Source organism: Vibrio navarrensis (assembly GCF_015767675.1).
Taxonomy (GTDB): domain Bacteria; phylum Pseudomonadota; class Gammaproteobacteria; order Enterobacterales; family Vibrionaceae; genus Vibrio.
In genome coordinates, this window is the sequence record NZ_CP065218.1 from 1,133,305 (window position 1) to 1,155,201 (window position 21,897).

General features: G+C 47.6%; 20 protein-coding genes. 11 read left to right on the plus strand and 9 right to left on the minus strand.

Going from position 1 to position 21,897, the window contains the following annotated elements; all coding sequences use genetic code 11:
- Nucleotide 1 precedes the first annotated feature (1 nt).
- Nucleotides 2–940, minus strand: a complete 939-nt coding sequence (locus tag I3X05_RS21790; protein WP_045569499.1) for a LysR family transcriptional regulator — start codon at nucleotides 938–940, stop codon at nucleotides 2–4.
- A gap of 348 nt (nucleotides 941–1,288) precedes the next feature.
- Here I3X05_RS21790 and I3X05_RS21795 point away from each other — a divergent pair, with 348 nt between their 5' ends.
- Complete coding sequence (locus I3X05_RS21795) at nucleotides 1,289–1,795, plus strand: hypothetical protein (protein WP_045569498.1); 507 nt, start codon at nucleotides 1,289–1,291, stop codon at nucleotides 1,793–1,795.
- Nucleotides 1,796–1,810: 15 nt separating this feature from the next.
- On the opposite strand, the gene I3X05_RS21800 is transcribed toward I3X05_RS21795, so the two are convergent.
- From I3X05_RS21800 to rnk, 3 genes are all read right to left on the minus strand, one after another.
- A complete protein-coding gene (locus I3X05_RS21800; protein ID WP_045569497.1) occupies nucleotides 1,811–2,347 on the minus strand; it encodes an RNA methyltransferase in 537 nt (178 codons plus the stop codon).
- Nucleotides 2,348–2,491: 144 nt separating this feature from the next.
- Entirely contained in the window at nucleotides 2,492–3,310 is an 819-nt protein-coding gene (locus tag I3X05_RS21805) for a substrate-binding periplasmic protein (RefSeq protein WP_193157959.1), read from the minus strand.
- A 249-nt stretch (nucleotides 3,311–3,559) separates the two neighbouring features.
- Nucleotides 3,560–3,967, minus strand: coding sequence for a nucleoside diphosphate kinase regulator (gene rnk, locus I3X05_RS21810; protein WP_193157958.1), 408 nt, complete (start codon nucleotides 3,965–3,967; stop codon nucleotides 3,560–3,562).
- Nucleotides 3,968–4,240: 273 nt separating this feature from the next.
- On the opposite strand from rnk, the gene I3X05_RS21815 reads away from it, so the two are divergent.
- The gene (locus I3X05_RS21815; protein WP_045569495.1) at nucleotides 4,241–5,167 is read left to right on the plus strand and encodes an EamA family transporter; all 927 of its coding nucleotides are present in this window, start codon (nucleotides 4,241–4,243) and stop codon (nucleotides 5,165–5,167) included.
- On the opposite strand, the gene I3X05_RS21820 is transcribed toward I3X05_RS21815, so the two are convergent.
- The 3 genes from I3X05_RS21820 to I3X05_RS21830 form a co-directional block, all read right to left on the minus strand.
- Nucleotides 5,164–6,432: an HD-GYP domain-containing protein gene (locus I3X05_RS21820; RefSeq protein WP_193157957.1), complete on the minus strand. Its 1,269-nt coding sequence runs from the start codon at nucleotides 6,430–6,432 to the stop codon at nucleotides 5,164–5,166. The two genes, I3X05_RS21815 and I3X05_RS21820, sit on opposite strands and share 4 nt — an antisense overlap.
- A 46-nt stretch (nucleotides 6,433–6,478) precedes the next feature.
- Nucleotides 6,479–7,213, minus strand: a complete 735-nt coding sequence (locus I3X05_RS21825) for a substrate-binding periplasmic protein (protein WP_045569493.1) — start codon at nucleotides 7,211–7,213, stop codon at nucleotides 6,479–6,481.
- A gap of 96 nt (nucleotides 7,214–7,309) precedes the next feature.
- Nucleotides 7,310–8,665 carry a sensor domain-containing diguanylate cyclase gene (locus I3X05_RS21830; protein ID WP_193157956.1) on the minus strand — a complete coding sequence of 452 codons (1,356 nt, stop codon included), beginning with the start codon at nucleotides 8,663–8,665 and terminating at the stop codon, nucleotides 7,310–7,312.
- A 759-nt stretch (nucleotides 8,666–9,424) separates the two neighbouring features.
- On the opposite strand from I3X05_RS21830, the gene cyoA reads away from it, so the two are divergent.
- The 5 genes from cyoA to cyoE are packed head-to-tail and all read left to right on the plus strand — an operon-like array spanning nucleotide 9,425 to nucleotide 14,129.
- Nucleotides 9,425–10,324 carry a ubiquinol oxidase subunit II gene (cyoA, locus tag I3X05_RS21835; protein ID WP_193157847.1) on the plus strand — a complete coding sequence of 300 codons (900 nt, stop codon included), beginning with the start codon at nucleotides 9,425–9,427 and terminating at the stop codon, nucleotides 10,322–10,324.
- A gap of 3 nt (nucleotides 10,325–10,327) precedes the next feature.
- A complete protein-coding gene (gene cyoB / locus I3X05_RS21840) occupies nucleotides 10,328–12,361 on the plus strand; it encodes a cytochrome o ubiquinol oxidase subunit I (RefSeq protein ID WP_193157848.1) in 2,034 nt (677 codons plus the stop codon).
- Nucleotides 12,351–12,941: a cytochrome o ubiquinol oxidase subunit III gene (cyoC, locus tag I3X05_RS21845; protein WP_045569490.1), complete on the plus strand. Its 591-nt coding sequence runs from the start codon at nucleotides 12,351–12,353 to the stop codon at nucleotides 12,939–12,941. The genes cyoB and cyoC overlap by 11 nt, the downstream gene beginning before the upstream one ends.
- Nucleotides 12,941–13,261, plus strand: coding sequence for a cytochrome o ubiquinol oxidase subunit IV (gene cyoD / locus I3X05_RS21850; RefSeq protein WP_039436599.1), 321 nt, complete (start codon nucleotides 12,941–12,943; stop codon nucleotides 13,259–13,261). The genes cyoC and cyoD overlap by 1 nt, the downstream gene beginning before the upstream one ends.
- 1 nt (nucleotide 13,262) lies before the next feature.
- Nucleotides 13,263–14,129, plus strand: coding sequence for a heme o synthase (cyoE, locus tag I3X05_RS21855; RefSeq protein WP_193157849.1), 867 nt, complete (start codon nucleotides 13,263–13,265; stop codon nucleotides 14,127–14,129).
- A gap of 48 nt (nucleotides 14,130–14,177) precedes the next feature.
- Here the strand turns inward: cyoE and I3X05_RS21860 are convergent, their stop codons facing one another.
- Nucleotides 14,178–15,050 (minus strand): tetratricopeptide repeat protein, encoded by an 873-nt coding sequence (locus I3X05_RS21860; RefSeq protein WP_045569488.1) that lies wholly within the window; start codon nucleotides 15,048–15,050, stop codon nucleotides 14,178–14,180.
- 391 nt (nucleotides 15,051–15,441) lie between these two features.
- Between I3X05_RS21860 and ectA the strand changes: the two genes are divergently transcribed.
- From ectA to I3X05_RS21880, 4 genes are all read left to right on the plus strand, one after another.
- Entirely contained in the window at nucleotides 15,442–15,984 is a 543-nt protein-coding gene (gene ectA, locus I3X05_RS21865) for a diaminobutyrate acetyltransferase (protein WP_082069581.1), read from the plus strand.
- Between the two features lie 24 nt (nucleotides 15,985–16,008).
- Nucleotides 16,009–17,274 carry a diaminobutyrate--2-oxoglutarate transaminase gene (ectB, locus tag I3X05_RS21870; protein WP_193157850.1) on the plus strand — a complete coding sequence of 422 codons (1,266 nt, stop codon included), beginning with the start codon at nucleotides 16,009–16,011 and terminating at the stop codon, nucleotides 17,272–17,274.
- 13 nt (nucleotides 17,275–17,287) lie between these two features.
- A complete protein-coding gene (locus tag I3X05_RS21875) occupies nucleotides 17,288–17,674 on the plus strand; it encodes an ectoine synthase (protein ID WP_045569486.1) in 387 nt (128 codons plus the stop codon).
- A 78-nt stretch (nucleotides 17,675–17,752) separates the two neighbouring features.
- Nucleotides 17,753–19,180 (plus strand): aspartate kinase, encoded by a 1,428-nt coding sequence (locus I3X05_RS21880; protein WP_193157851.1) that lies wholly within the window; start codon nucleotides 17,753–17,755, stop codon nucleotides 19,178–19,180.
- A gap of 116 nt (nucleotides 19,181–19,296) precedes the next feature.
- On the opposite strand, the gene I3X05_RS21885 is transcribed toward I3X05_RS21880, so the two are convergent.
- Complete coding sequence (locus I3X05_RS21885) at nucleotides 19,297–21,783, minus strand: leucine-rich repeat domain-containing protein (protein ID WP_193167140.1); 2,487 nt, start codon at nucleotides 21,781–21,783, stop codon at nucleotides 19,297–19,299.
- Nucleotides 21,784–21,897 lie beyond the last annotated feature (114 nt).

The window sequence follows — 21,897 nt, forward strand, 5'->3', positions numbered from 1 at the left end:
ATTAGTTTGCCGCTTTAAGATAACCAAATTTTCCATCTATATAATGATTTATCAGTGCCACGAGCTCACATATATGGTTATCTTCACTGGATTCTCTAAGTAAGTAGATACCGAAGGATGCCTTTGAGTACGTTTCGTTCAATGGTAATGGAACTAATCCAAAATCAGAAAAATAGTCCGCCATGACTTCAGGAAAAGGCAGCAAGGCATTGCTGTCTTTGACTAGGTCCATACTGACACTGAGTGAATTACTGGCATAGATTATTTTTTCGGTCAGTTGATGTATGGAGCGGTACAGTTTGATCTCTTGAGGATCTTCTATCAGATGTTGATACCGATCTTCGCTTGGTTTTACTTCCAGTGTAGGGAATTCGACGAGATCTTGAAGAGTGCAATTTTTTTTGTACGTCAGTGGATGCTCTTTGCGAACAAATACGCTGTTTTCGGTTATACGCAACGGGAGAAACTTCACTTCTGCCTTTCTGCTTAATCCGGTAATTTCGTGACCAATGAACAAGTCGATATCACCACTTAGTAGCAAGTCCATTTGTGGTAAATGGTTTCCCACATCAATCGTAATATTAGCTCCAGGGTGTTTTTGACGGTAATCTTTTACGGCCTCTCTAAGGAAAAGATGCCACCAGGCATGGCCGGTACCAACTTTCAGTTCTCGTTCCTGACGTTTGTTAACATGAGCCAGTTTACTCAGAGTGTTGTCATAAAGGCGCTGCATGATCCGAGTCTGCTCAAGCAGTAACTCGCCACTCTCTGTCAATGTGATACCTTTTGATGAACGGTTAAACAGGACAATATCAAGCTCGGCTTCCAATTTCTTCATATTGTGGGTCAGTGTAGGCTGGCTGATGCAGAGTTTTTTTGCAGCGTGGCTAACATTTTTACAAGAAGCCACTTCCAAATATTGACGCCAAATTCTGTCCATGATTTTCGCTATGTTTTGATGTCTGTTTTTACATAATAGATGCAAAAAATAGCATTTCTATCGATAGCACGCACTATCTAATAAGGTCTACATAGAGGCATCAACATTAAGTAATATTGCATCGATTCCCCAACGGTGATTATGGGTGATAAAAATGCAACTATTTAGAGTCTTGCAAACTTGGCAAGGCTCGTTAGCCTAACTAGATTAATTGGCCCAAAAGGCAACTAAAAACGAGATATGTCCGGCTAAATCTGACGACAACACCGCTGTCGAATTGAAAAATCGCCACGCATACGCGAAGGTAATGGTCAGAAATACAACAGCGTGAAGGCAAAGGAACGGCAGATGGATAGGGCGATAGCAGAAAAAATCATGGGCTTTTTGACTCAAATTGGTGTGCCTTTTGAGCGCGCTTCGATAGAGCAAAAAACGTTTTTGCCCGGTTTACATTTACACCATGGCGTTTTGCAGATTGATCTCGATAAATTGGCGTTTGCGGGGGATATTTTGCATGAAGCCGGGCACATTGCCGTTTGTGAGCCACAAGAGCGCCAGTTCCTACATGGCGACATCTATAAAAATGGTTTGCTTAACGGGCGTGAATCGCAACGTATGCATGGGGAAGAGATGGCCGCAACAGCATGGGCGGTCGCGGCCGTAACGCATTTAGAGCTACCGCTGAATCTCGTCTTCCATGAAGAAGGTTATCGAGGTGGAAGCAACAGTTTAATTGATGCATTCTCACAAGGGAAAGGGTTCGGTTTTCCTTTACTGGTCGCCTGGGAAATGACGGACTCAGAAAAAGGCTACCCTTATATGCAAAAATGGATCAGAGAGATGTCGTGGCTTTGATTTATTAGAGCTACCCTAATAACCGCTTTCTTTATAACCGCTTTCTTTGACTCGTAAACGGTTTTTGTTATCGCGGTTGGCGATGACTTGCGCGTTATCGTCAATCGCGCCGAGTGTTTTTGCTAAGCGATCGTACATAACCACATTGACGGTCGCGGCGAGATTCATGCAGCCGTGAGTGGGTACATAAACAACATGATGTGCTCTGTCGACCACCTCTTGCGGCAATGAGCCATCTTCCGGGCCAAACAGATAAATGGCTTTTTCAGGATGAGCGAAATGCGGCAGGGCAGTGGCACCGACCACCAGTTCGACACAGACGATTTCCACATTGCTTTCGAGGCTGGCGGTGAGGTCGTCCATCTCCAGCAAAGCAATCCGCTCATGACTATTTTGTGTATCGGTCTGAAATCTTGCCGCGCGGCTATAACGGCTGCCGTTGTATCGCACCTGAGTGGCGTTGTAGCAACCCGCCGCGCGCATTACCGCGCCGACATTGGTGGGGCTTTTGGGATTATGCAGTCCAATTATGACCGTTGGCTCAGTTGTCATTGCTCTCTTTCTACTTCTGTATTGCTTATGTATTGCTATCGTTGAGCTGGTTGCTCGCAAAGGGCGGGATTATCGCTCTAACGGGGTAGGAGTGCCAGTGATGAATTCACTTCAGGGTAGAGTCAAAATGAAGCAGTGAAGGCATTATCGCGGAGTCGCCTTACTCTCGCTGTAGCGCAGCATGATAGCGCTGGTCGGGGTAAATTCTGCCACGAGTTGCTCGAGATAGGCTTGTTGCTGCAAGTTGTTATAGCTGCTTCTCAAAGCCTCAACCACGGAAGCGGAAGTGTGATTGCCCGTGACCAGCCATAGATCCTGACACAAAGGGGTAACGTTCATGACTTTGACAAACTCATGTGGGTCGTAGCCATATTCTTGCATTCGATAGTGGAAACTGGCCTCAACCATGGGAGCAAAATCGACGCGGTGAGTGTGCAGCAGCCTGATGGCTTCTTTGCCCTTTTCTACCGGAATGACCTGACCTAAGCCGTTTTTTGCCAGCAGTTCACTAAACGAGCTGCCGACCTGCGAACCGAAACGATAGCCCTTCAATTCCTCTAAATTTTTGGCGCTGACTTGAGGGCCGCTTGCCAGCCGATATAAGCCGACTTTGTAAGGCGAAACTTGGCCAATCCATTGAAATTTATCTTCACGCTCGGGAGTACGTGACACGGAGAAAAACAGCGTGTTCTCTGTCTCTATGGTGGTTTTTATCGCGCGATTCCAAGGCGCGAAATGAATCTGTTTGATCTCAAGTGGTATCGTTTTAGACGCGTCTTGCACGAGTGCAGTGACAAACTCGATCACATAACCTTGCGGTTTACCATCCAGCATAAATTGCAGTGGCGGGAATTCTTGAGTGTAGAGCTCCAGCGCAACGGGTTGACGGGCAGAAGCTGCCGCGCTGGTAACGGCACCTAAAAAAATGGCCAGAACGACACTTGTATTCGATATGTATTTCATCAATTACGCCCGTATCTCATTTTTACTAAGTGTAGTCTACTGCTGATGTTTCACGTTAGCGAGCTTAGGCGGTTGTGTTTTTGATAAATCTATCACAGCGTCAAAGAGTTAACGTGAGAATGTTCGGTGAGTATCAGGGCGGAGTCTGCATGAATGCTATGCAGTACATTGAACCAGAGGTTTAATGTTGATTGTAATTGAGCTCTCCTGGTGCAAAGCGGTTGTTCTTTGCACCAGACAGCCTAACGTTTAGAGGTGAAAATCACCAGCACGCTCTGGCTGATAAACGACATCAATGATTTCGATGGTTTTTTCTTGTCCGCCTGGCATTGGCCAGGTTAGCTGTTGGCCGACAGACAAGCCAAGCAGGGCACTTCCTACTGGGGCAAAGATCGAGATGTCTTCACTACTGCGAACTTGATCAGGGTAAACCAGCGTTTTTTCCATACTGTTATCGCTGCCAACAAATTTAAAGCGGACCGTGGAATTCATGGTAACCACGTCGCTTGGCATCTCACTGGAAGCCATTACGGTTGCTCGGTCGAGCTCATCTTCCAATTTCTCTAGCTCTACAGACCATTGGGTTGCCTTTTCCAGTAATGTGCTAATACGGTCCATATCGAGTGTCGATACGATGATCGAAGGTTTGTTTGTCATTGATTTGCTCCTAAATGAAATGCCGCCCCAATAAAATTAGGGCGGCATAGGAAATACAGGTAATTTTGTCACTTCATATGAGTAACACAAACAAGCCGTGCTATTGTAATCGATATGTGTTTTGTTTTCTATCTCTGTACAACGGCCTGATGGCTTGTTATCCAATTGTAAATAGGGCAGTCTGTCCTATCAGTTGTTTGAGCGCAAGGTTTGTTAAAGGCCGGTGAGATTCGCGTTCTACTTTCAGATACCGCACTTTACATAAGGATAAACATGTCTTTTCGTGACCGATTATTGGCCTTAACTATTGTGATGGTGTGGGGCGTGAATTTTGTGGTGATCAAAGTGGGTTTGCAGGGCATGCCGCCGCTACTCTTGGCGGGCTTACGATTCGCTGTGGTGGTTTTCCCGGCGATCTTGTTTATTCCACGTCCCAAGCTACCCCTTAAATGGCTGTGCGCTTATGGGCTGACCATCAGCTTTGGGCAATTTGCGCTGCTTTTCTGGGCGTTGAATGTGGGACTTGCGGCTGGGTTAGCATCGCTACTATTGCAAGCACAAGCTTTTATCACCTTGCTTTTGGGTGTAGTGCTGCTTAAAGAGCGCGTTCGCATGCACAATGTTATTGCGGTGAGCATTGCTGGTATTGGTATTTATTTACTGGCGGCTGCTCAAGAGCAAGGCAGTGCTTCTGTCACGCTCTTTACCTTGGTGCTGATTTTGGGGGCTGCGACGTGCTGGGCGCTGGGCAACATTACCAACAAGGTGATCATGCAACGTTACGCAGTACCGACGATGTCTCTGATCGTTTGGAGTGCTTTGGTGCCAACCGTTGCATTTTTTATCGCTTCTTTTGTGGTCGAAGGGCAGTCGCAGATCGTCGATTCATTGGTGCATATTGAGTGGCATAATGTGCTGTCAATTGTTTACCTTTCGTTGCTCGCGACCATCGTTGGTTATGGCGGCTGGAGCAACTTGTTAAGCCGCTATCCAACCGCCATGGTTGCTCCGCTTTCACTCTTGGTTCCGGTATTTGGTTTGCTTAGTGCATGGGTATTGTTGGACGAAAACCTCAGCGTGTTCCAAATACTCGGCGTTGTGGTGATTGCGCTTGGTCTGGTGATTAACGTGTTCGGGCAATCGCTGTTTTCTCGCAAAGTCACCAACAAGGAAGTCTTGGCTGTTAAAAATAGCGATTAACGAAGAGTGTCGCCGTGGTTATCAATAAAGAAATATTGCTCTATTTTCGCGCTCATTAGGCTCCGACAGGTTTCTTCGTCTGCCATGCAGATAGTGTCGTACAGGCGTTTAGCGATGCGATGAAAGTGTTCAACTAGGGTGGGATCAAAATGGAAACCTTTCCCTTCAACAATGATCGAGAGTGCTTTCTCAAAGCTAAAGGGTTCTTTATAGGGCCGTTTAGCACATAAGGCATCAAAGACGTCGGCAATAGCAAATATACGTGCGTTCAGTGGGATGGTTTCGCCAGAAAGTCGGTTCGGGTAGCCACTGCCGTCCCATTTTTCGTGATGTGATTCAATGATGGGTTTGGCGTCTTCGAGCCAAGGAATGCCTTCTATCATTCTAACACCTTCATTAACATGGGATTTCATGATGTCCATTTCACTGTCAGACAACTTTCCGGGCTTAAGCAAAATACGGTCTGAAATAGCAATCTTCCCGACATCGTGAAGATAGCTACCTAAAATGAGCGCTTTCATCGCTTTGAGATCGTGGCCACTTTCTTCCGCCAGCTCACTGGCTAACCATGCAACGCGGTAGTTATGAGCGCCCGTATCGCAATCTCTGAGGGTAATCGCTTTCCCCATCGTGAACATCATATCGATATTGGCTGTTTTCATCGCAGCAGTGTAGCGGACATTCTGTTTGTTGAGGAAGAGGATAAGGGGATAGATGATGATGGCACAAAGCCAAGCTGAACTGGCTGCAATCACGGACACCCAAAGTGAAAAGTTGCGTATGTCATTGCGTTGCCAATCAGGAACCACCCGTACCCCTTCAAGGTAACCCCAGCGCTGGTTGTTTGTTTCAAGCGGAACGAATGTGCGCAAAATCCACTCTCCGCTCTTTAGATGAAGGCTTTCATAGGATGCGGTGTTGTTGGTGGGAGTCACATGATGAGGAAGGGCACTCTCGATCGCGTGCCCTGTTGGTGTTAAAGATTCTGCGATTTTTTTGCCTGAGCGGTCATACATTTCGGTTATGTCAAACCAATCTAAGATTAAGCTGTTGGTAGTCTGTAACCCCTTTTGTTTAAATTCGGCATCGTTCGAAACGGGAAGTTGAAAATGCGCGACGGCTCCATAAGAGGCTTCTATGGCTAAATTGACCGTCTCCTTTTCTGCGCTCTCGACGGCAATCGTCCATGCGACATAACCGGCTAACACGCTGATAAAAAGGCTAGAGACGACTATCCGCTTCAAAGCCTCTCGAGCAAAATGCATGAATATGTTCTCCCTGATTTAGTGAAACCATTGCAAACGACACTCGCTATTTTGCCAAATAATCCGCCATGATTTTGTCGACGTCGATGCGTTTTAGGCCTTGATTTAGAATCTCCTGCCAACGTTGGCCATCTTGGTTATTAGTAAAAGCAACGTGGAGAGATTTCTCGACCAGCAGTTTCGGGTTCATCTGTAAATCGGCTTTGAAAGCTTGCAAAGAGGGCGTGTTGTCGATCAAATATTGGAAAACGTTACTGTCGATGACGGCCAGCGGAATACGTTTGTGCCCTAACTTAGTTAGGTTTTGGCTATCGCTGTTTACCGCTTCGGATTTCAACGTGCCGTTGGCGATCATTTGGTCGAGCTCATCAGTATTCACGTAACCGCGTACCACGCCGATAGTATACGGCTTAAGATCCGCTAGTGTGGACCATTGCACAGGCATAGCTTTGTTTTCGGCAAAGCCTAGAGGACCAAGGCCAATGGAATCTGAAAAAAGTAGGTCACTGGATTCAAACAAATATTCAGGAAAGTAGCCTGCGTAGCGAGCGTCGTTTTTTGCCAAATGAACAGCCCGTTCCCACGGATAGAACTCGACTTTCAGTTCATGCCCCATCTCTTTAAGCGCAGCGCTAACGACCGCGATCGAAGCACCTTTCTGTTTTAGCTGTTGAGAAGAGTAAGGCGGCCAGTCAAGCGAGGTGAGAGTCAGTACATCGGCTTTGAGCAAGGGAGAAAAGAGCAAGGCCAGTGAAATCAATGTCTGTTTTAATAGTGTCATACGATTTTCCTCAGTCAGGGTTTCTTTGAGCATAGTTAAAGCTAGACGAGAATCAAACGCTTGCTGGTCACTTTTCGATTTCTTAAAAGCTTATTGTCAAAGTTGGATGACTTGGTTTCTACCAGCGTGTTTGGCCTGATACATGGCCTTATCTGCCTCTTCCAACAGTTCATCCAGCGTAGCTTGGTTGGTACATTCAGCCACACCGATACTGACGGTCATGCTGATGGTTTGACGTTTTTCCTGAAGAGGGTTTTCCATCACCGCTTTGCGAATGGCATAAGCTTTGTACATCGCGTGGCTGCGATTGTAACGAGAGAGTACTAGTGCAAACTCTTCACCGCCAATGCGACCAAAAATGTCTCTTTCAGATAAATGTTGTTCGCACAAGCGGACAAAATGAATCAGCGCTTTATCACCACTTCTATGTCCATAGGTGTCGTTAATGGCTTTAAAGTGGTCGAGGTCTAAAACAAGCACAAAGAAACGTTCATTATTCTTACGTGCGGAGGTGAACTCTTTGTTGGCTTGCTCCATAAAATGACGCCGATTACTAATATTGGTCAGGCTATCTCGTGTGGCTTCGAGATAAATTTTATTCTCGTAGGCGGTGCGATTTTTCTGTTCAGCCAAGAGAATATAGCGAGTAACAACAATCGCCACTAGTGAAAAGAGAATAATGATCAGCGTAATATTTGGCAGCACGGCGGTGCTGGGCAAATTCGGCATCCAAATGATCTTCGCCGCTGGTGTGCCTGTTGGTGAAAGCAGTATCATGCTCTCTTCATCTTTGCTGGCAACGTGAGTGCTTGACGCAACACTAAGATGACCCAAATTATACTTTTTGGCTAAGTATAAAATGTAATCGCTGTCCATCTTTATTCCAATCACCAGAAAACCGTTTTCCCGTGGCTGGTAGGTGGATTCGTCAATAAAAGGACCAACAACGATTAGATAGAGGTTGTTATTGATCGTGATGTAGCCGCTGGACAGTTTTTTCTCTTCTTCATTTTGATAGTGCGTGTCACTGAGTTGATGAAAATCATCGTTCATAATCTCATCAACGGTTAATGCTTGACTATTTTCATTATTGACTAACAGTGACTTATTGAGCCTTTTTTCAAACGCCAAGCTAAAAGATAAATTATAGCTATTAATTAAAAAGCTACCAGTATTGATTCTTACCCATTCTTCGTCGTTTTCGTGAAATATTTTAAAATAGGCTTCATCCCAATAAGTATATTCACTCAATATATCTTGATGATGCTTTTTTTCTACGTCTAATGCCAGCGAAACGCGTTGTTTGAACTCAGATGCAGACATATCGTCCAAAGAAATAAGGAGGTAATAGAGGCTGCCAATGATAGCGACAGCGAGCATGAAAAATAGCCAAGAGATAACGGATAACACAGATCTTGTGGAAACAAAGCTGCGATCAACCAGTCTTATCATGCTTGTTTGTCCTTTCTCTCTTCGCGATGATTGAAATGTGTTGAGTATAGTCTAGTTTGCTAAAATGCGTAAATATTTCAGTCAGGTATCTCAGGTGAAGGCTATTTGATAACCCAAGTCAGTGGAAATGATCACTAAAAGTAAATATTGGGTAGATCTGCCATGCAAAGAAGATAACGAATCGAATTACTTGCTCCTATATGAACAGTTAAAAACGTTATTCTCTTAAAATAAAATTAATTTATCAGATAGTATTGATGATGTTTTTACCTATTTCTTTTAGGCGATTTCTATTTTATTAGCAATGAAAGATGAGTGTTTACCTGCTTTTCTAAAAGAGAGAAAGATTTTATTTTCGACAGGGGATTTTTATTTTCAATATTGCACTTGCAATCAATACATAGGGTGAATTGTTTGTTTGCAAGCAAATCTGTTCGGTGATGAAGAATTTCCTTCTAAAAAGTAATGTTTTTAACGTTTAAAACACTATTTGTGGAATGTAAGTTTTCGCAATCAGGTGGTGAGCTTCATTTTTGATACAAGCATAATTGCGCGAATGTAACAAAGTATTGCATCGTGTAACAATTTAACCACATGAAATATAGGTTTTTATTTCATGTTGCCAATTGTGAACGATTCATTGTCGATGTTGCATATGCTCAACAAAATATAATTCTAATGACTATAACGACCTTATTGCACTGAGCTTGCAACGTACAAGCGCAACCAATAAAGGTCATCAAGACATCGAGAAAGTAAATGAAAGCCTCAAGATATATACGCATCTTGTCGAGGGCTGGGCTTGCTATTGCCGCGCTCATGCTCTGTGGATGCGATTATGCTTTGCTCAATCCGAAAGGCGCTATTGGTGTTCAGGAAAAAGAGTTGATCATTACAGCTCTGTTGTTGATGCTCATTGTGGTGATCCCCGTGATCCTGATGACTATCTACTTCTCCTTCAAATACCGCTCAGCGAATACGAAAGAAGAGTACGCACCTGAATGGTCTCATTCGACCAAAATTGAGGTGGTGGTATGGACGATTCCTATCATCATCATCGCGGTGCTTGCCACCATCACTTGGCGTTCTACCCATGAATTGGAGCCCTCAAAACCGCTGGTCAGCGATGTCAAACCGATGACCATCGAAGTGGTTTCCTTGGATTGGCAGTGGCTGTTTATCTACCCAGAGCAGCATATCGCGACCACCAATCATGTTGTTTTTCCTAAAGATGTGCCTATCGAGTTTAAACTCACCTCAGACAACATCATGAACTCCTTCTTCATTCCAAGTTTGGGCAGCCAGATTTACGCGATGCCAGGCATGGTGACGCGCCTGCACTTGATTGCCAATCATGATGGTGATTTTGATGGTGTTGCCGCGAGCTATAGCGGTGAAGGGTTCTCGCACATGAAGTTTACCGCGACCGCAACGGCCGATCAGGCGAGCTTTGATGCTTGGGTTAACCAAGTGAAATCGAGCCCCGATCAATTGCCGGATCTGCCTGCATACAAGGCGTTGGCGCAGCCAACCATTGATGCACCAGTGAAGTACTTCTCCACCGTCGTCCCAGAACTGTTCGCCAACGTGGTGACTCAGTATCCGGGCTCAATGAACGCGAGCTTTGATGCGGCTTGTCTGGTCGAAGATGAAGGATAACCCATGTTTGGTAGATTAACGCTTGAATCGATTCCGTATCATGAACCTATCATCATGATTACGTTGGCCGTAGTTGCCCTTGCGGGTCTTGCAGTGGTGGCTTTAGTCACCAAAGCAGGCAAATGGCAATATTTATGGAATGAATGGTTTACCTCGGTAGACCACAAAAAACTGGGCTTTATGTACATTGCCGTTGCGATGGTGATGCTACTACGCGGTTTTGCCGATGCGGTAATGATGCGTAGCCAACAACTGCTTTCCTCGGCAGGCGAGGCGGGCTACTTACCGCAGCACCACTACGATCAGATCTTCACCGCACACGGTGTGATTATGATTTTCTTTGTTGCCATGCCGCTGGTTATTGGTCTGATGAACATCATTGTTCCGCTGCAGATCGGTGCCCGTGACGTTGCCTTCCCATACCTGAACAACTTGAGCTTCTGGTTGTTCATGGTCGGTGTGGTGCTGACGAACTTGTCGCTTGGTCTCGGTGAATTTGGCCGTACGGGTTGGCTGGCGTATCCGCCGCTGTCTGGTATTGATGCCAGCCCAGGCGTCGGGGTCGACTACTGGATTTGGGCGCTGCAAATTTCCGGTGTGGGAACGACGCTCTCTGGGGTGAACTTCTTTGTCACCATTTTGCGTATGCGTGTGCCATCCATGCCGATGATGAAGATGCCCGTGTTCACTTGGGCTTCTCTCTGCGCCAACATTTTGATCATCATTTCGTTCCCGATCCTGACCGTGACGATTGCGCTGCTGACGCTGGATCGCTACCTCGGCATGCACTTCTTCACCAATGACATGGGCGGCAACATGATGATGTATGTCAACCTGATTTGGGCTTGGGGCCACCCAGAAGTGTACATCCTTGTGCTGCCAGTGTTCGGTGTGTTCTCGGAAGTGACCGCGACATTTGCGCGTAAGAAACTGTTTGGTTACACCTCTTTGGTGTGGGCAACGATTGTGATTACTGTGCTGGCTTTCGTGGTTTGGTTGCATCACTTCTTTACCATGGGTTCTGGCGCAAACGTAAACGCCTTCTTTGGTATCGCGACCATGATCATTTCCATCCCGACTGGGGTGAAAATCTTTAACTGGCTGTTCACCATGTACAAAGGCCGCATCAAGTTCACCACGCCAATGCTTTGGACCGTGGGCTTTTTGATCACCTTTACCATTGGTGGCATGACTGGCGTATTGATGTCTGTACCGGGCGCTGATTTCGTGCTGCACAACTCGGTATTTTTGATTGCGCATTTCCATAACGTGATCATCGGCGGGGTGGTTTTTGGCTGTTTCGCTGCGATAACGTACTGGTTCCCGAAAGCGACCGGTTTCACGCTCAACGAAGCGTGGGGCAAGCGTGCATTCTACTGCTGGATTATCGGCTTCTGTATGGCCTTCTTGCCGCTGTATGCGCTCGGTTTTATGGGCATGACGCGTCGTATCAGCCAAGATCTTAACCCTGAGTTCTTCCCTCTGCTGGCGATTGCCGCAGCAGGTACGGCGGTGATCGCGCTGGGCGTTTTGTGCCAGTTCGTGCAGATTTTTGTCAGCGTTCGCGATCGCAAGCAGAACCTTGACCTGACTGGCGACCCGTGGGATGCACGTACGCTGGAGTGGTCAACCTTTTCTCCACCGCCATTCTATAATTTCGCCATTTTGCCGAAAGGCGACGAGATTGATGCTTTCTGGTATCAGAAGCAGCGTGGTGAGTTTGATCCAATGAACGAGGTCGAGTATGAGCCAATCCACATGCCGAAAAATACCCCAACGGGGATGTATGTTTCCGCATGGGCGATGGCCTTTGGCTTTGCGATGATCTGGTACATCTGGTGGCTGGCGGCGGCAAGCTTGGTCGGTATTGTGATCACTTGTATCAGACATAGCTACAACGACGACGTGGATTACTACGTGCAAGTTGATGAAATCAAAGCGATTGAAGCTGAGCGACGTGCAAAATGGGCACAAGCGAAGCAGGCTTACAACGCGCCAGAGAAGAAAGATGAGATGGAGGTGACCTATGCACGCTGATGCTCACGCTCACGATCACCACGACACCGGTGGCAACAAGCTATTCGGTTTCTGGATCTACCTGATGAGTGACTGCATTCTGTTTGCCACTCTGTTTGCCACTTACGCCGTGTTGGTTTCTGCCAACGCGGGCGGGCCGATCGGCAAAGATATTTTTGAATTGCCGTTCGTCTTCACCGAAACCATGTTACTGCTGCTGAGCAGTATCACCTTTGGTTTTGGCATGATCGCGATGAAACGTCGCGATGTGACGATGATGAAGCGTTGGCTCGCCATCACTTTCTTGCTCGGCTTGGGCTTTATTGCTATGGAGATCTACGAGTTCCATCACCTGATTGAAGAAGGGTTTGGCCCGCAGCGCAGCGCGTTCCTCTCTGCTTTCTTCACGCTGGTGGGCACGCATGGTCTGCACGTGAGCTTTGGTTTGATCTGGCTGGCGGTGTGTTACCACCAACTGAGTACTAAAGGTCTCAACGCCATGATGGAAACGCGTTTCCAATGCTTGAGCTTGTTCTGGCACTTCCTTGACATCGTCTGGATCTGTGTCTTCACCATCGTTTACCTGTTAGGAGTAATGTAATGAGCAATCAACATGCAGATACAGGTGCGCGTGACTACGTGAAAGGGTTTGTGTTTGCACTGGTTCTAACCGTGATCCCTTTCTATTTTGCGTGGTCACAAAGCCTGCCACAAGCGGTAACCTACGCTGTGCTGCTTGGCTGCGCTGTGGTGCAGATCGTCGTTCACTTTGCCTACTTCCTACACATGGAAGTGAAAAGTGAAGATGGCCGTTGGAACATGGTCTCCTTAGTGTTCAGTGCCATTGTGGTGCTTATTCTGGTCGCGGGCTCTCTGTGGATCATGTGGCACTTGCATCAAAACATGATGTTAAAGGTGTGAGATGCTGAAAAGTTACCTGTCTATTACTAAGCCAGGCATCATTTTCGGTAATCTGATTTCCGTTGCAGCGGGGTTTTTCCTCGCTGCAAAAACGGAAGGGGCGAACTGGGATCTGATGTGGCCAACCTTACTTGGCGTGGCGCTGGTGATTGCCTCTGGTTGCGTGATCAACAATATTTTTGATCGCGATATCGATGTCAAAATGGCGCGTACTGCGAAGCGCGACTTAGTGCTGGGTAAAGTCAACAGCGACCACGCGTTTGTCTATGCTTTGGTGATGCTGCTGGCCGGGACCGCCACCTTGTATACCTTGGTCAATCCGCTCTCGACGGTGATCGTGCTGCTTGGCTACGTGTTTTATGTCTTTTTCTACACCATGATATACAAACGCACCTCAGTGTACGGCACGCTAGTGGGCAGCATCTCTGGTGCCGTACCGCCGCTGGTCGGCTATTTAGCCGTCACCAACTACATCGATATTGAAGCCGTACTGCTGTTCGTCTTGTTCTGCCTGTGGCAAATGCCGCACTCCTACGCCATCGCCATGTTCCGTTTAAATGACTATCGCCAAGCGGGCATTCCGGTATTGCCTGTGATTGACGGGATTGAAAAAGTGCAGCGCCATATGAAGGCGTATGTGGTGGCGTTTGCCGTTGTGGCGTTCGCCTTGTTTGCACTTGGCAGTGCGGGGTATGAGTATCTGGCCGTGGCGTCGTTGGTGAGTGGCTATTGGCTGCTTGTTACATTTAAACCTGTAACGCAGCAGAATTACGAAAGCTGGGCGCGCTCGGTGTTTAAAATTTCGCTGCTGGTGGTGATGAGCATCAGCGGTGTGTTAGGCATGGAACTGTTGCCGCTCTCGATCTAAACTTTCCGCTTTTACATGGGCGCAGCGTGTTTCGCTGCGCCCATCGCTTCATTCCAAACTGCCTTCTTGCGTCATTCGCTCACTGCTACGACTAAACAGACGGTCAAAATGCGGATTGCCCTGCAGGCTTTCTAAATCGGGCTCATTGTTGATCAAATCGCGGATGGAAGGACTGGCGTCAATCGCACGTTGCAGATCTTCAATCGCTTGCTCCTCCACCCCCAATCGCGAATAGGCACAAGCACGTTGATAGAGCGCCGGGCCGTTGGTGTTGTCCATCTCCAACACACGATTACACAGGCTCAGTGCCCAGTTGTATTCTCTGATCTCCATCGCAGCGTCGGCTTTATAAGTTAACGCTTCCAAATCGCCCGGCCGAATGGCAAGAATTTCATCGTACACATCGATTCTTTGCTCTGCGGTAGGCATGCTTTGTGCGCGCAGCCACAAGTTGTGGATCTCGTTGATGATCTCAATTTCTCGGTTGTTTTCGCTGATGATGCGAGTTTTACGCTTCAAATCTCGTTCAAGCGCGATGAACTTCTTCTCGTATTTTTCTGCAATGGTTTCCAAACGCTTGTCCGCCATCTCTATGGTGTTGTGCTTAAACTCACGCAGTGATTGCCAACCGACAAAAGCGATCAGCGACGCAACCCCAGCGATAATGTAGAAAAAGTAGGTGACCGTGACGTTGGCATAGTTGAGTGATTTATCCGCCACGGTCAGCTCGCGATCGGTGATCTGTACCGTTAGGCGTCTTTCCAAATCCTGTTGGTCTTGGCGCAGCGCTTTGAGTTCATCCAGTATGTACCTTTCCATCAGTGGTCGGTCGAGCAGTTCGCTTTGTGAATAGCTTTGCTCTTCTGCGATGGCTGGCACGAGCAAGCTCATCAGCGCGATCAGAGTGAGTAAAATTCGCATATCGATATCCCATTGTTTTGTCTTGATTGTTTTCTGAGAGTGACCCCTTCTGATTAGGATAATAAATTTAGAGTACGAATCATTTTAAAAACGGACAATCATCCCGTTAAGTGTGATCTAAGTCACGAAATGAGGTGTTTAACGTTAAGGTGTAAAGGATTTTTCTGAGTAATCAAGTCACTTAGAGAATCCTCCCTCATCTTTTAATAAGCGTTTTGTTGTTAGATTAAAGTTTTGTGTTCTAATTATTTAATTTGCGTTTATGGGTTATTTTGTGTGATAGTTATCACGATTTTGGCAATGAAAAGGCCATTTATTTGCTTTTTAACCGCCGATAATGGCCATAATAAATAGGAATTTTAATTAGAGCTCGATGGAAATGTATCTGCATATGATTACTTCTGCTCCCTGGGTGATGTACCCTGAAATTGCACAACACTCAGCCAATAAATGGACCTTTAGACAACCGAAAGTGACCGATGGCGATGCGATCTACAGTTTGATCGCCGATTGTCCGCCACTGGATATGAACTCATCCTACTGCAATTTTCTGCAATCGACCCACTTTCGCCAAACCTGCATCGTTGCCGAACACAAAGGCGATGTCGCGGGTTTTATCTCCGGCTATCAGAAACCGGAAGAGCCTGACGTACTGTTCGTTTGGCAAGTTGCGGTGGCGCCTCGCTATCGCGGTAAGGGCTTGGCATTTCGCATGCTCGACAAGCTACTCAATCGTCAGCAGCTTAAACAGGTTCGAGCGGTCGAAACCACCATTACCGAACAAAATCAAGCCTCTTGGGCGCTGTTTGAAAAGCTGGATGAGCAGCACGGCAAACGAGGCAAAGTGACTACTTTTCTCGATGAAGACGCCCATTTCAAAGGCAAACACGATACGGAATATCTCTATCGTATTCCGCTAGACACTCCTCAATAAATAGGAATCAAAAACGGTCTCAACATGGATATTTTTACTCAGCAAGAATCCAACGTTCGTTCATATTCAAACCACTTTCCGGTGGTCTTTCACAAAGCTAAAGGGTGTTGGCTGGAAACGGAAAATGGAGAGCGCTACTTAGATTTCCTTGCCGGTGCAGGATCTCTCAACTACGGCCACAACAACCCTGTCCTAAAACAAGCGCTACTTCAATACATTGAAATGGACGGTTTAACCCACGGGTTGGACATGCACTCCAGTGCCAAAGCCACCTTTTTGGACACCTTCCAACGCTTAATTCTGCAACCTAGATCGCTTGACTACAAAATGCAGTTTACAGGTCCAACAGGGACCAACGCGGTGGAAGCGGTGCTGAAACTGGCGCGTAAAGTGAAAGGCAGAAGCAATGTGGTGGCTTTCACCAACGGTTTTCACGGCTGTAGCGCAGGAGCGCTGGCGGCGACAGGTAACCAGCACCATCGTCAAGGCGCGGGCATAACTTTGCCTAACATCACTCGTATTCCGTTTGAAGGCTATGCGGGCGTCGACGGTCTGGCGCTGTTTGAAACCATGCTCGGTGACAACTCTGCGGGTATGGATAAACCAGCGGCGGTTCTGTTAGAAACCGTGCAGGGGGAAGGGGGCTTAAACGCCGCGTCGAGCTCTTGGCTTAAACGCCTCAGTGCGCTCTGTAAGCGCCACGATATTTTACTGATTGTCGATGACATTCAAGCGGGTTGTGGTCGCACAGGAACGTTTTTCAGCTTTGAACCTGCGGGCATCGTGCCAGATATGGTGACGCTGTCGAAATCACTCAGCGGTTATGGTTTACCGATGGCGGTGGTGCTGCTCAAACCTGAGCTTGATGTTTGGAAACCCGGTGAACACAACGGCACGTTTCGCGGCAATAACCACGCTTTTGTCACTGCGACCAGCGCACTGGAAATCTACTGGTCGAATGATGACTTTAGCCGTCACATTCAGCAATGTGCGCAGCAAGTGAGTGACGTTGTCACTAGAGCGGTGCAGCGCTTTCCAGAACTGTTCGTACGTCAAAAAGGGCGAGGCATGATGAGTGGTATTGAGTGCCAAAACGGTGAAGTCGCTAGAGCCATTGCCGCCAGCTGCTTTGAGAAAAAAATGGTGATTGAAACCGCTGGGCCAAATGATGAAGTGGTGAAGTTTTTCTCGCCCCTGACCATCACCGAAAGCGAGCTCAAACAAGGGCTAGAGATTTTCGAACAGGCGGTCGAATCCGTCGCAGCCAGCCATTTTAAAAACGTCGGTTAACTAAGGAAGAACAATGATTGTAAGAACGCTAGAAGAGTGCCAAAACAGTGAACGTCGTGTGGTTGCGCAAAACTGGGAAAGTGTGCGCATGCTACTTAAAGACGACAATATGGGTTTTTCGTTCCATATCACCACGATTTATCAAGATAGCGAAACCCATATCCACTACAAAAACCACCTTGAATCGGTGTACTGCATCAGCGGCGAAGGTGAGATCGAAGTGGTGGGTGGCGAGACCTACCCAATCAAACCCGGCACTTTGTACATCCTCGATAAGCATGACGAACATTTCCTGCGCGCCTATAAAAACAAAGAGATGGTGATGGCGTGTGTGTTTAATCCGCCAATCACTGGCGCAGAGGTGCACGACGAGCACGGCGTCTACCCGCTGGTTGACTGATTCAACCTTGAAGTGGAGCGTCTTGCTGTTCCACTTCTTCTCTCTCTCCCCACGTTAGTAACTAACCAAGGAATCTTCATGATTTATACCGTAGAAAAAATCGGCGGTACTTCAATGACAGCGTTTGACGCTGTGTTAGACAACATCATCCTGCGCCCCGCCAATCCTTATCATCGCGTGTTTGTCGTTTCGGCTTACAGCGGCATGACTGACGCGCTCCTCGAAGGCAAGAAAACCGCCAAACCGGGCGTTTACCAACACATTGCCAAACGCAACGACGAGTGGCAGGAGTCGCTGTGTGAAGTGGAGCAGCGCATGCTGCTGACGAATGAAAACATCTTTGCCGATCCGATGAATCGACTGCGTGCTGACAAGTTCATCCGCTCGCGCATCGCCGAAGCGCGTAACTGCATTACCAATATTTTGCAAACCTGTCAGTACGGGCAGTTTTCTTTGCGCCACTATTTACCACAAATTCGCGAGTTTCTCGCCTCAATTGGTGAAGCGCACAGTGCGTTTAATACCGCGCTCAAGTTAAAAAGCGTCGGCATCAACGCGCGTTTTGTCGATCTCTCTGGCTGGAATACCGAAGAACCCAAATCTTTGGATGAGACGATCAACGCGGCGTTTGCCAGCATCGACCTGACACAAGAGCTGCCGATCGTCACCGGCTACGCGTATTGTAAAGAGGGGTTGATGAGCACCTATGATCGCGGTTACAGCGAGATGACTTTTAGCCGTATTGCCTCACTCACCAATGCTGATCTGGCGGTGATTCACAAAGAGTACCATTTGAGCTCCGCCGATCCGCGTATGGTTGGCCCGGGCAAAGTGTTACCCATTGGCCACACCAACTATGATGTCGCCGATCAGTTGGCGAATTTGGGTATGGAAGCGATCCACCCCAATGCGGCGGCGGGTCTGCGTGAAAGTGGTATTGAGCTGCAAATCAAAAACACTTTTGAACCTGAACATCCGGGCACGCTGATCTCGGCAGACTACGTACCACAAACGGAGAAAGTGGAGATCATTGCAGGCAAAGAGAAGGTATTTGCACTGCATCTTTTTGATCAAACCATGGTCGGTCAGGTGGATAATGTCAGCTATGAGTTGATGGAAATCATCTCCGAGGCACGAGTGAGTTTGATTGGTAAAGAGATGAACGCTAACTCAATCACCTATTATCTGGGGGGCAGTGCTGAAAATCTTAACCAAGTGCTGTACAAAGCGGAAAAACGCTATCCCAAAGCATCGACAAAAGGGCGCATGGTGGCGTTGATTTCCGCCATCGGCTCGCAAATGGATACCAATAAAACGCTGGCCAAAGGGGTGAGCTGCTTAATGAATAACGGCGTGACGCCAGCGGCACTGCACTCGTCTATGCGCAACGTCAATGTGCAGTTTGTGGTGAGTGACAAAGAGTATCGCAAAGCGATCTGTGCCCTGCATGAGACGTTTTTTGAAGCGCAAATGGCCGCGCCAATCAAAACCGAACAGGTGGCATAAGCCGCCTAGTCACAAGGTTCATCCAGATTGTGCTAGTAAAAAAAGGGAGGCTTGCCTATCGCAAGCCTCCCTTATTTGATCGCGCATGGTCAATGCGTTTCAGCCCTAAAACACGTTTACTGTGACTGCTGATGGCAAAAATTGGCCACGTTTAGATCGCCGCGGGGCAGAGTGGAAAACAGATGCCCAGATTGCGCAGCAAACTCCGCCACTTTATCTTGCATCGCGGTGCTGAACTGATGATTTTCGGCCACCAAGCACCAGAAGCTACTTGATACTGCCAACTCAAAATCGCTGATCGGCGTGTTGGAGATATCCAGCGCTCGCAGTTGAAGCAGCTCGCCAATATCTAGGCTGGTCAATGGGTTATTGTTTAGTTCCACTTCATACACGTTAATCGCCTTAACGACATCCACATTCTTCAAATGGTTATTAGCTAAAGAGAGGTAACTGAGTCGGCTGCCTTCTGGCAATGTCACGTTTTCTAGCTGGTTATCGTTTGCGGTCAGCTCAAAGGTTTCAGGATTGTGAGTCAGATCCAGCGTTTTGAGCTGGTTCCCTTTTACATCAAGCACGACCAGATCAGGATTAGCGGAGATATCCAGCGTCGACAGTTGATTGTCTGCCAACATCAGTTGTTTCAACTTAGGGTGCTTACTGGCATCAAACTGCTTAAGGCCCATTCCGGACGCCCCCAGTATCTCTAGATTGTTTAGCGCGGCAAAATCCACACTGGTCACGCCGCTGTAACTGATATCCAAACTGTGCAACTGCGTTACATCGCCAGTAAGCTGAGTCAAACTTGGCATCTTTTCCACTAGCAAGGTTGTCAGTTTCTCGTTGTGGCTGAAATCGAGCGCTTTCAGCTTGGTGTCACTGGCCAATAGTTGTTCCAGCTCTACAAAAGGACGCAGATTTAACGTGCTGATTGGGTTTTTATCCAGCATGAGATACTTCAGTGGCAGCCCCTCGGCAAAAGTAAGGGCAGTGAGTTGGTTATCGGATGCGGAGAAGGTTGTCAGCGCGGTGAGCTCTGAAAGATCAAGTTCAGTGAGCTGATTACCATTGACGGCCAACGCAGTCAGAGCCGGCATTTTAGTCAAATTGAGCTCAGACAACTGGTTCTGCGTCAAGACTAAACGCTGCAAAGAAGGCATGTCAGCCAATTGCAGCGTGGCTAATTCCGTGGAGCGAATCTCGACTGCTTCCAATGCGGTTGTGTTGGTCAAGTCGAGCGCAGGTAGTTTTGATTCACGAATGTCTAAATGAGTCAGTGCGCTGTTGTAAGACAAGTCAACGCTTTGCAACTGTGCGAGTTTTTGTATTCTCAAGCTTTGTAAGTCGGCCAGTGGTTTCAGATCGACATGACTCAACGCACTGAGATACAGGGTAAGCTGCTCAATGTCAGGGGTGTAGTTGGCATTGAAATCGCTGAGTTTAGGTGAGCGGATGATCATATTACGCAGATTCGGAAAAGCGGCGAGATCCATGGTGGTACTGATTTCATACCGGATAGGGCATTCAAGAGTCACCACGTCGGTGATTGCGCTCCAGTGATGAAAATCTCGCAGGTCTTCGACGCAGCGTTGCATTTCTGGGTCACGATAGCGGAGTGAAGAGAAACTGCCATTTTTGGGCACAATGGTGAGATCAACCGAACTCACACTGCGCCCGCGTTGATCGTCGACCACTTGCACTGAGATGCGGATTTTATTGGCGGCCCCGGTTTGATACGCGGGGACAGTCAGTTGAGCCTCAGCGCTATCTTTATTGCTCAGGCTTGCCTCTGGCCCTGATAATTGCGCCCAACTGTACTCTGTGATTGTGCCGTCGCTGTCACTCGCGTTGGCCGTTACTGTCAACAGGGTGCCTTCTTGCACCGTGAGGTTGTCACCAAGTGAAACGACGGGTCTTTGGTTGCCGTTGTTGGCGTGCACCGTAATCACCTGACCAGAATTGGCGCTGGCGCCAAGATTGTCGGTCACTTTGACATCAAACTGAATGAGTTCGTCTTCATCGACGTCGGGAACCGTAAAGGTGGGGTTAAATGAGGTTGGATCTGAAAGTGTGACTGGTGGTCCGCCAACTTGCTGCCAATAGATATTGGCGATGCTGCCGTCGCTATCGGTGGCACGGGCATGTAAGCGCACTTCTTGGGTTTCTTCTTGCACCGCAAAAGGTTTTTCAAGATAAAGAACGGGCGCTTGGTTTTGACTGTTGTCTGGCTGATATTTGACCATGACGGCAACGGTGTCGGTCGCTTTCTGCCCTTTCGGGTCGGTGACGGTTAATTGGAAGGCATAACGGGTATCAACCACCACTTGAGGTGTCTCAAAGGTTAGTTGTTCACTGTCGATGCCTTGAAGGTTGAGAGCAGGGCCTTCAATTTGTTTCCATTGGAATGTCAGTACATCGCCATCAGGATCACTGTGTTGAGCCAGTAATTCGATCGGTTGTAAAGGTTCGGTGGTGATATCTTGGCCCAGTTCAACTGACGGTGGGCGGTTTTGCGGTGTGGCGGGGTTATCGGCAGAGCCTCCGGAGCCACCACCACAGGCGCTCAGTACGCTGACGGTTGCCGCCAGTAAGGTTTTTTTCAGCATGACTTTCTCGCTTGATGTTTTTATAAAAAGTAATTTCTGTATATAAAACCATCGCCATATTGACGGGGTTAATATGTAATCGATTGCTTTGGCTGGTTTGTGTGAAGTGAGTTC

Excerpts from the sequence above, each read along its gene's own strand:
- I3X05_RS21790 (WP_045569499.1), bottom strand. The coding sequence starts at position 940 with ATGGACAGAATTTGGCGTCAATATTTGGAAGTGGCTTCTTGTAAAAAT.
- I3X05_RS21795 (WP_045569498.1), top strand. The coding sequence starts at position 1,289 with ATGGATAGGGCGATAGCAGAAAAAATCATGGGCTTTTTGACTCAAATT.
- I3X05_RS21800 (WP_045569497.1), bottom strand. The coding sequence starts at position 2,347 with ATGACAACTGAGCCAACGGTCATAATTGGACTGCATAATCCCAAAAGC.
- I3X05_RS21805 (WP_193157959.1), bottom strand. The coding sequence starts at position 3,310 with ATGAAATACATATCGAATACAAGTGTCGTTCTGGCCATTTTTTTAGGT.
- rnk (WP_193157958.1), bottom strand. The coding sequence starts at position 3,967 with ATGACAAACAAACCTTCGATCATCGTATCGACACTCGATATGGACCGT.
- I3X05_RS21815 (WP_045569495.1), top strand. The coding sequence starts at position 4,241 with ATGTCTTTTCGTGACCGATTATTGGCCTTAACTATTGTGATGGTGTGG.
- I3X05_RS21820 (WP_193157957.1), bottom strand. The coding sequence starts at position 6,432 with ATGCATTTTGCTCGAGAGGCTTTGAAGCGGATAGTCGTCTCTAGCCTT.
- I3X05_RS21825 (WP_045569493.1), bottom strand. The coding sequence starts at position 7,213 with ATGACACTATTAAAACAGACATTGATTTCACTGGCCTTGCTCTTTTCT.
- I3X05_RS21830 (WP_193157956.1), bottom strand. The coding sequence starts at position 8,665 with ATGATAAGACTGGTTGATCGCAGCTTTGTTTCCACAAGATCTGTGTTA.
- cyoA (WP_193157847.1), top strand. The coding sequence starts at position 9,425 with ATGAAAGCCTCAAGATATATACGCATCTTGTCGAGGGCTGGGCTTGCT.
- cyoB (WP_193157848.1), top strand. The coding sequence starts at position 10,328 with ATGTTTGGTAGATTAACGCTTGAATCGATTCCGTATCATGAACCTATC.
- cyoC (WP_045569490.1), top strand. The coding sequence starts at position 12,351 with ATGCACGCTGATGCTCACGCTCACGATCACCACGACACCGGTGGCAAC.
- cyoD (WP_039436599.1), top strand. The coding sequence starts at position 12,941 with ATGAGCAATCAACATGCAGATACAGGTGCGCGTGACTACGTGAAAGGG.
- cyoE (WP_193157849.1), top strand. The coding sequence starts at position 13,263 with ATGCTGAAAAGTTACCTGTCTATTACTAAGCCAGGCATCATTTTCGGT.
- I3X05_RS21860 (WP_045569488.1), bottom strand. The coding sequence starts at position 15,050 with ATGCGAATTTTACTCACTCTGATCGCGCTGATGAGCTTGCTCGTGCCA.
- ectA (WP_082069581.1), top strand. The coding sequence starts at position 15,442 with ATGATTACTTCTGCTCCCTGGGTGATGTACCCTGAAATTGCACAACAC.
- ectB (WP_193157850.1), top strand. The coding sequence starts at position 16,009 with ATGGATATTTTTACTCAGCAAGAATCCAACGTTCGTTCATATTCAAAC.
- I3X05_RS21875 (WP_045569486.1), top strand. The coding sequence starts at position 17,288 with ATGATTGTAAGAACGCTAGAAGAGTGCCAAAACAGTGAACGTCGTGTG.
- I3X05_RS21880 (WP_193157851.1), top strand. The coding sequence starts at position 17,753 with ATGATTTATACCGTAGAAAAAATCGGCGGTACTTCAATGACAGCGTTT.
- I3X05_RS21885 (WP_193167140.1), bottom strand. The coding sequence starts at position 21,783 with ATGCTGAAAAAAACCTTACTGGCGGCAACCGTCAGCGTACTGAGCGCC.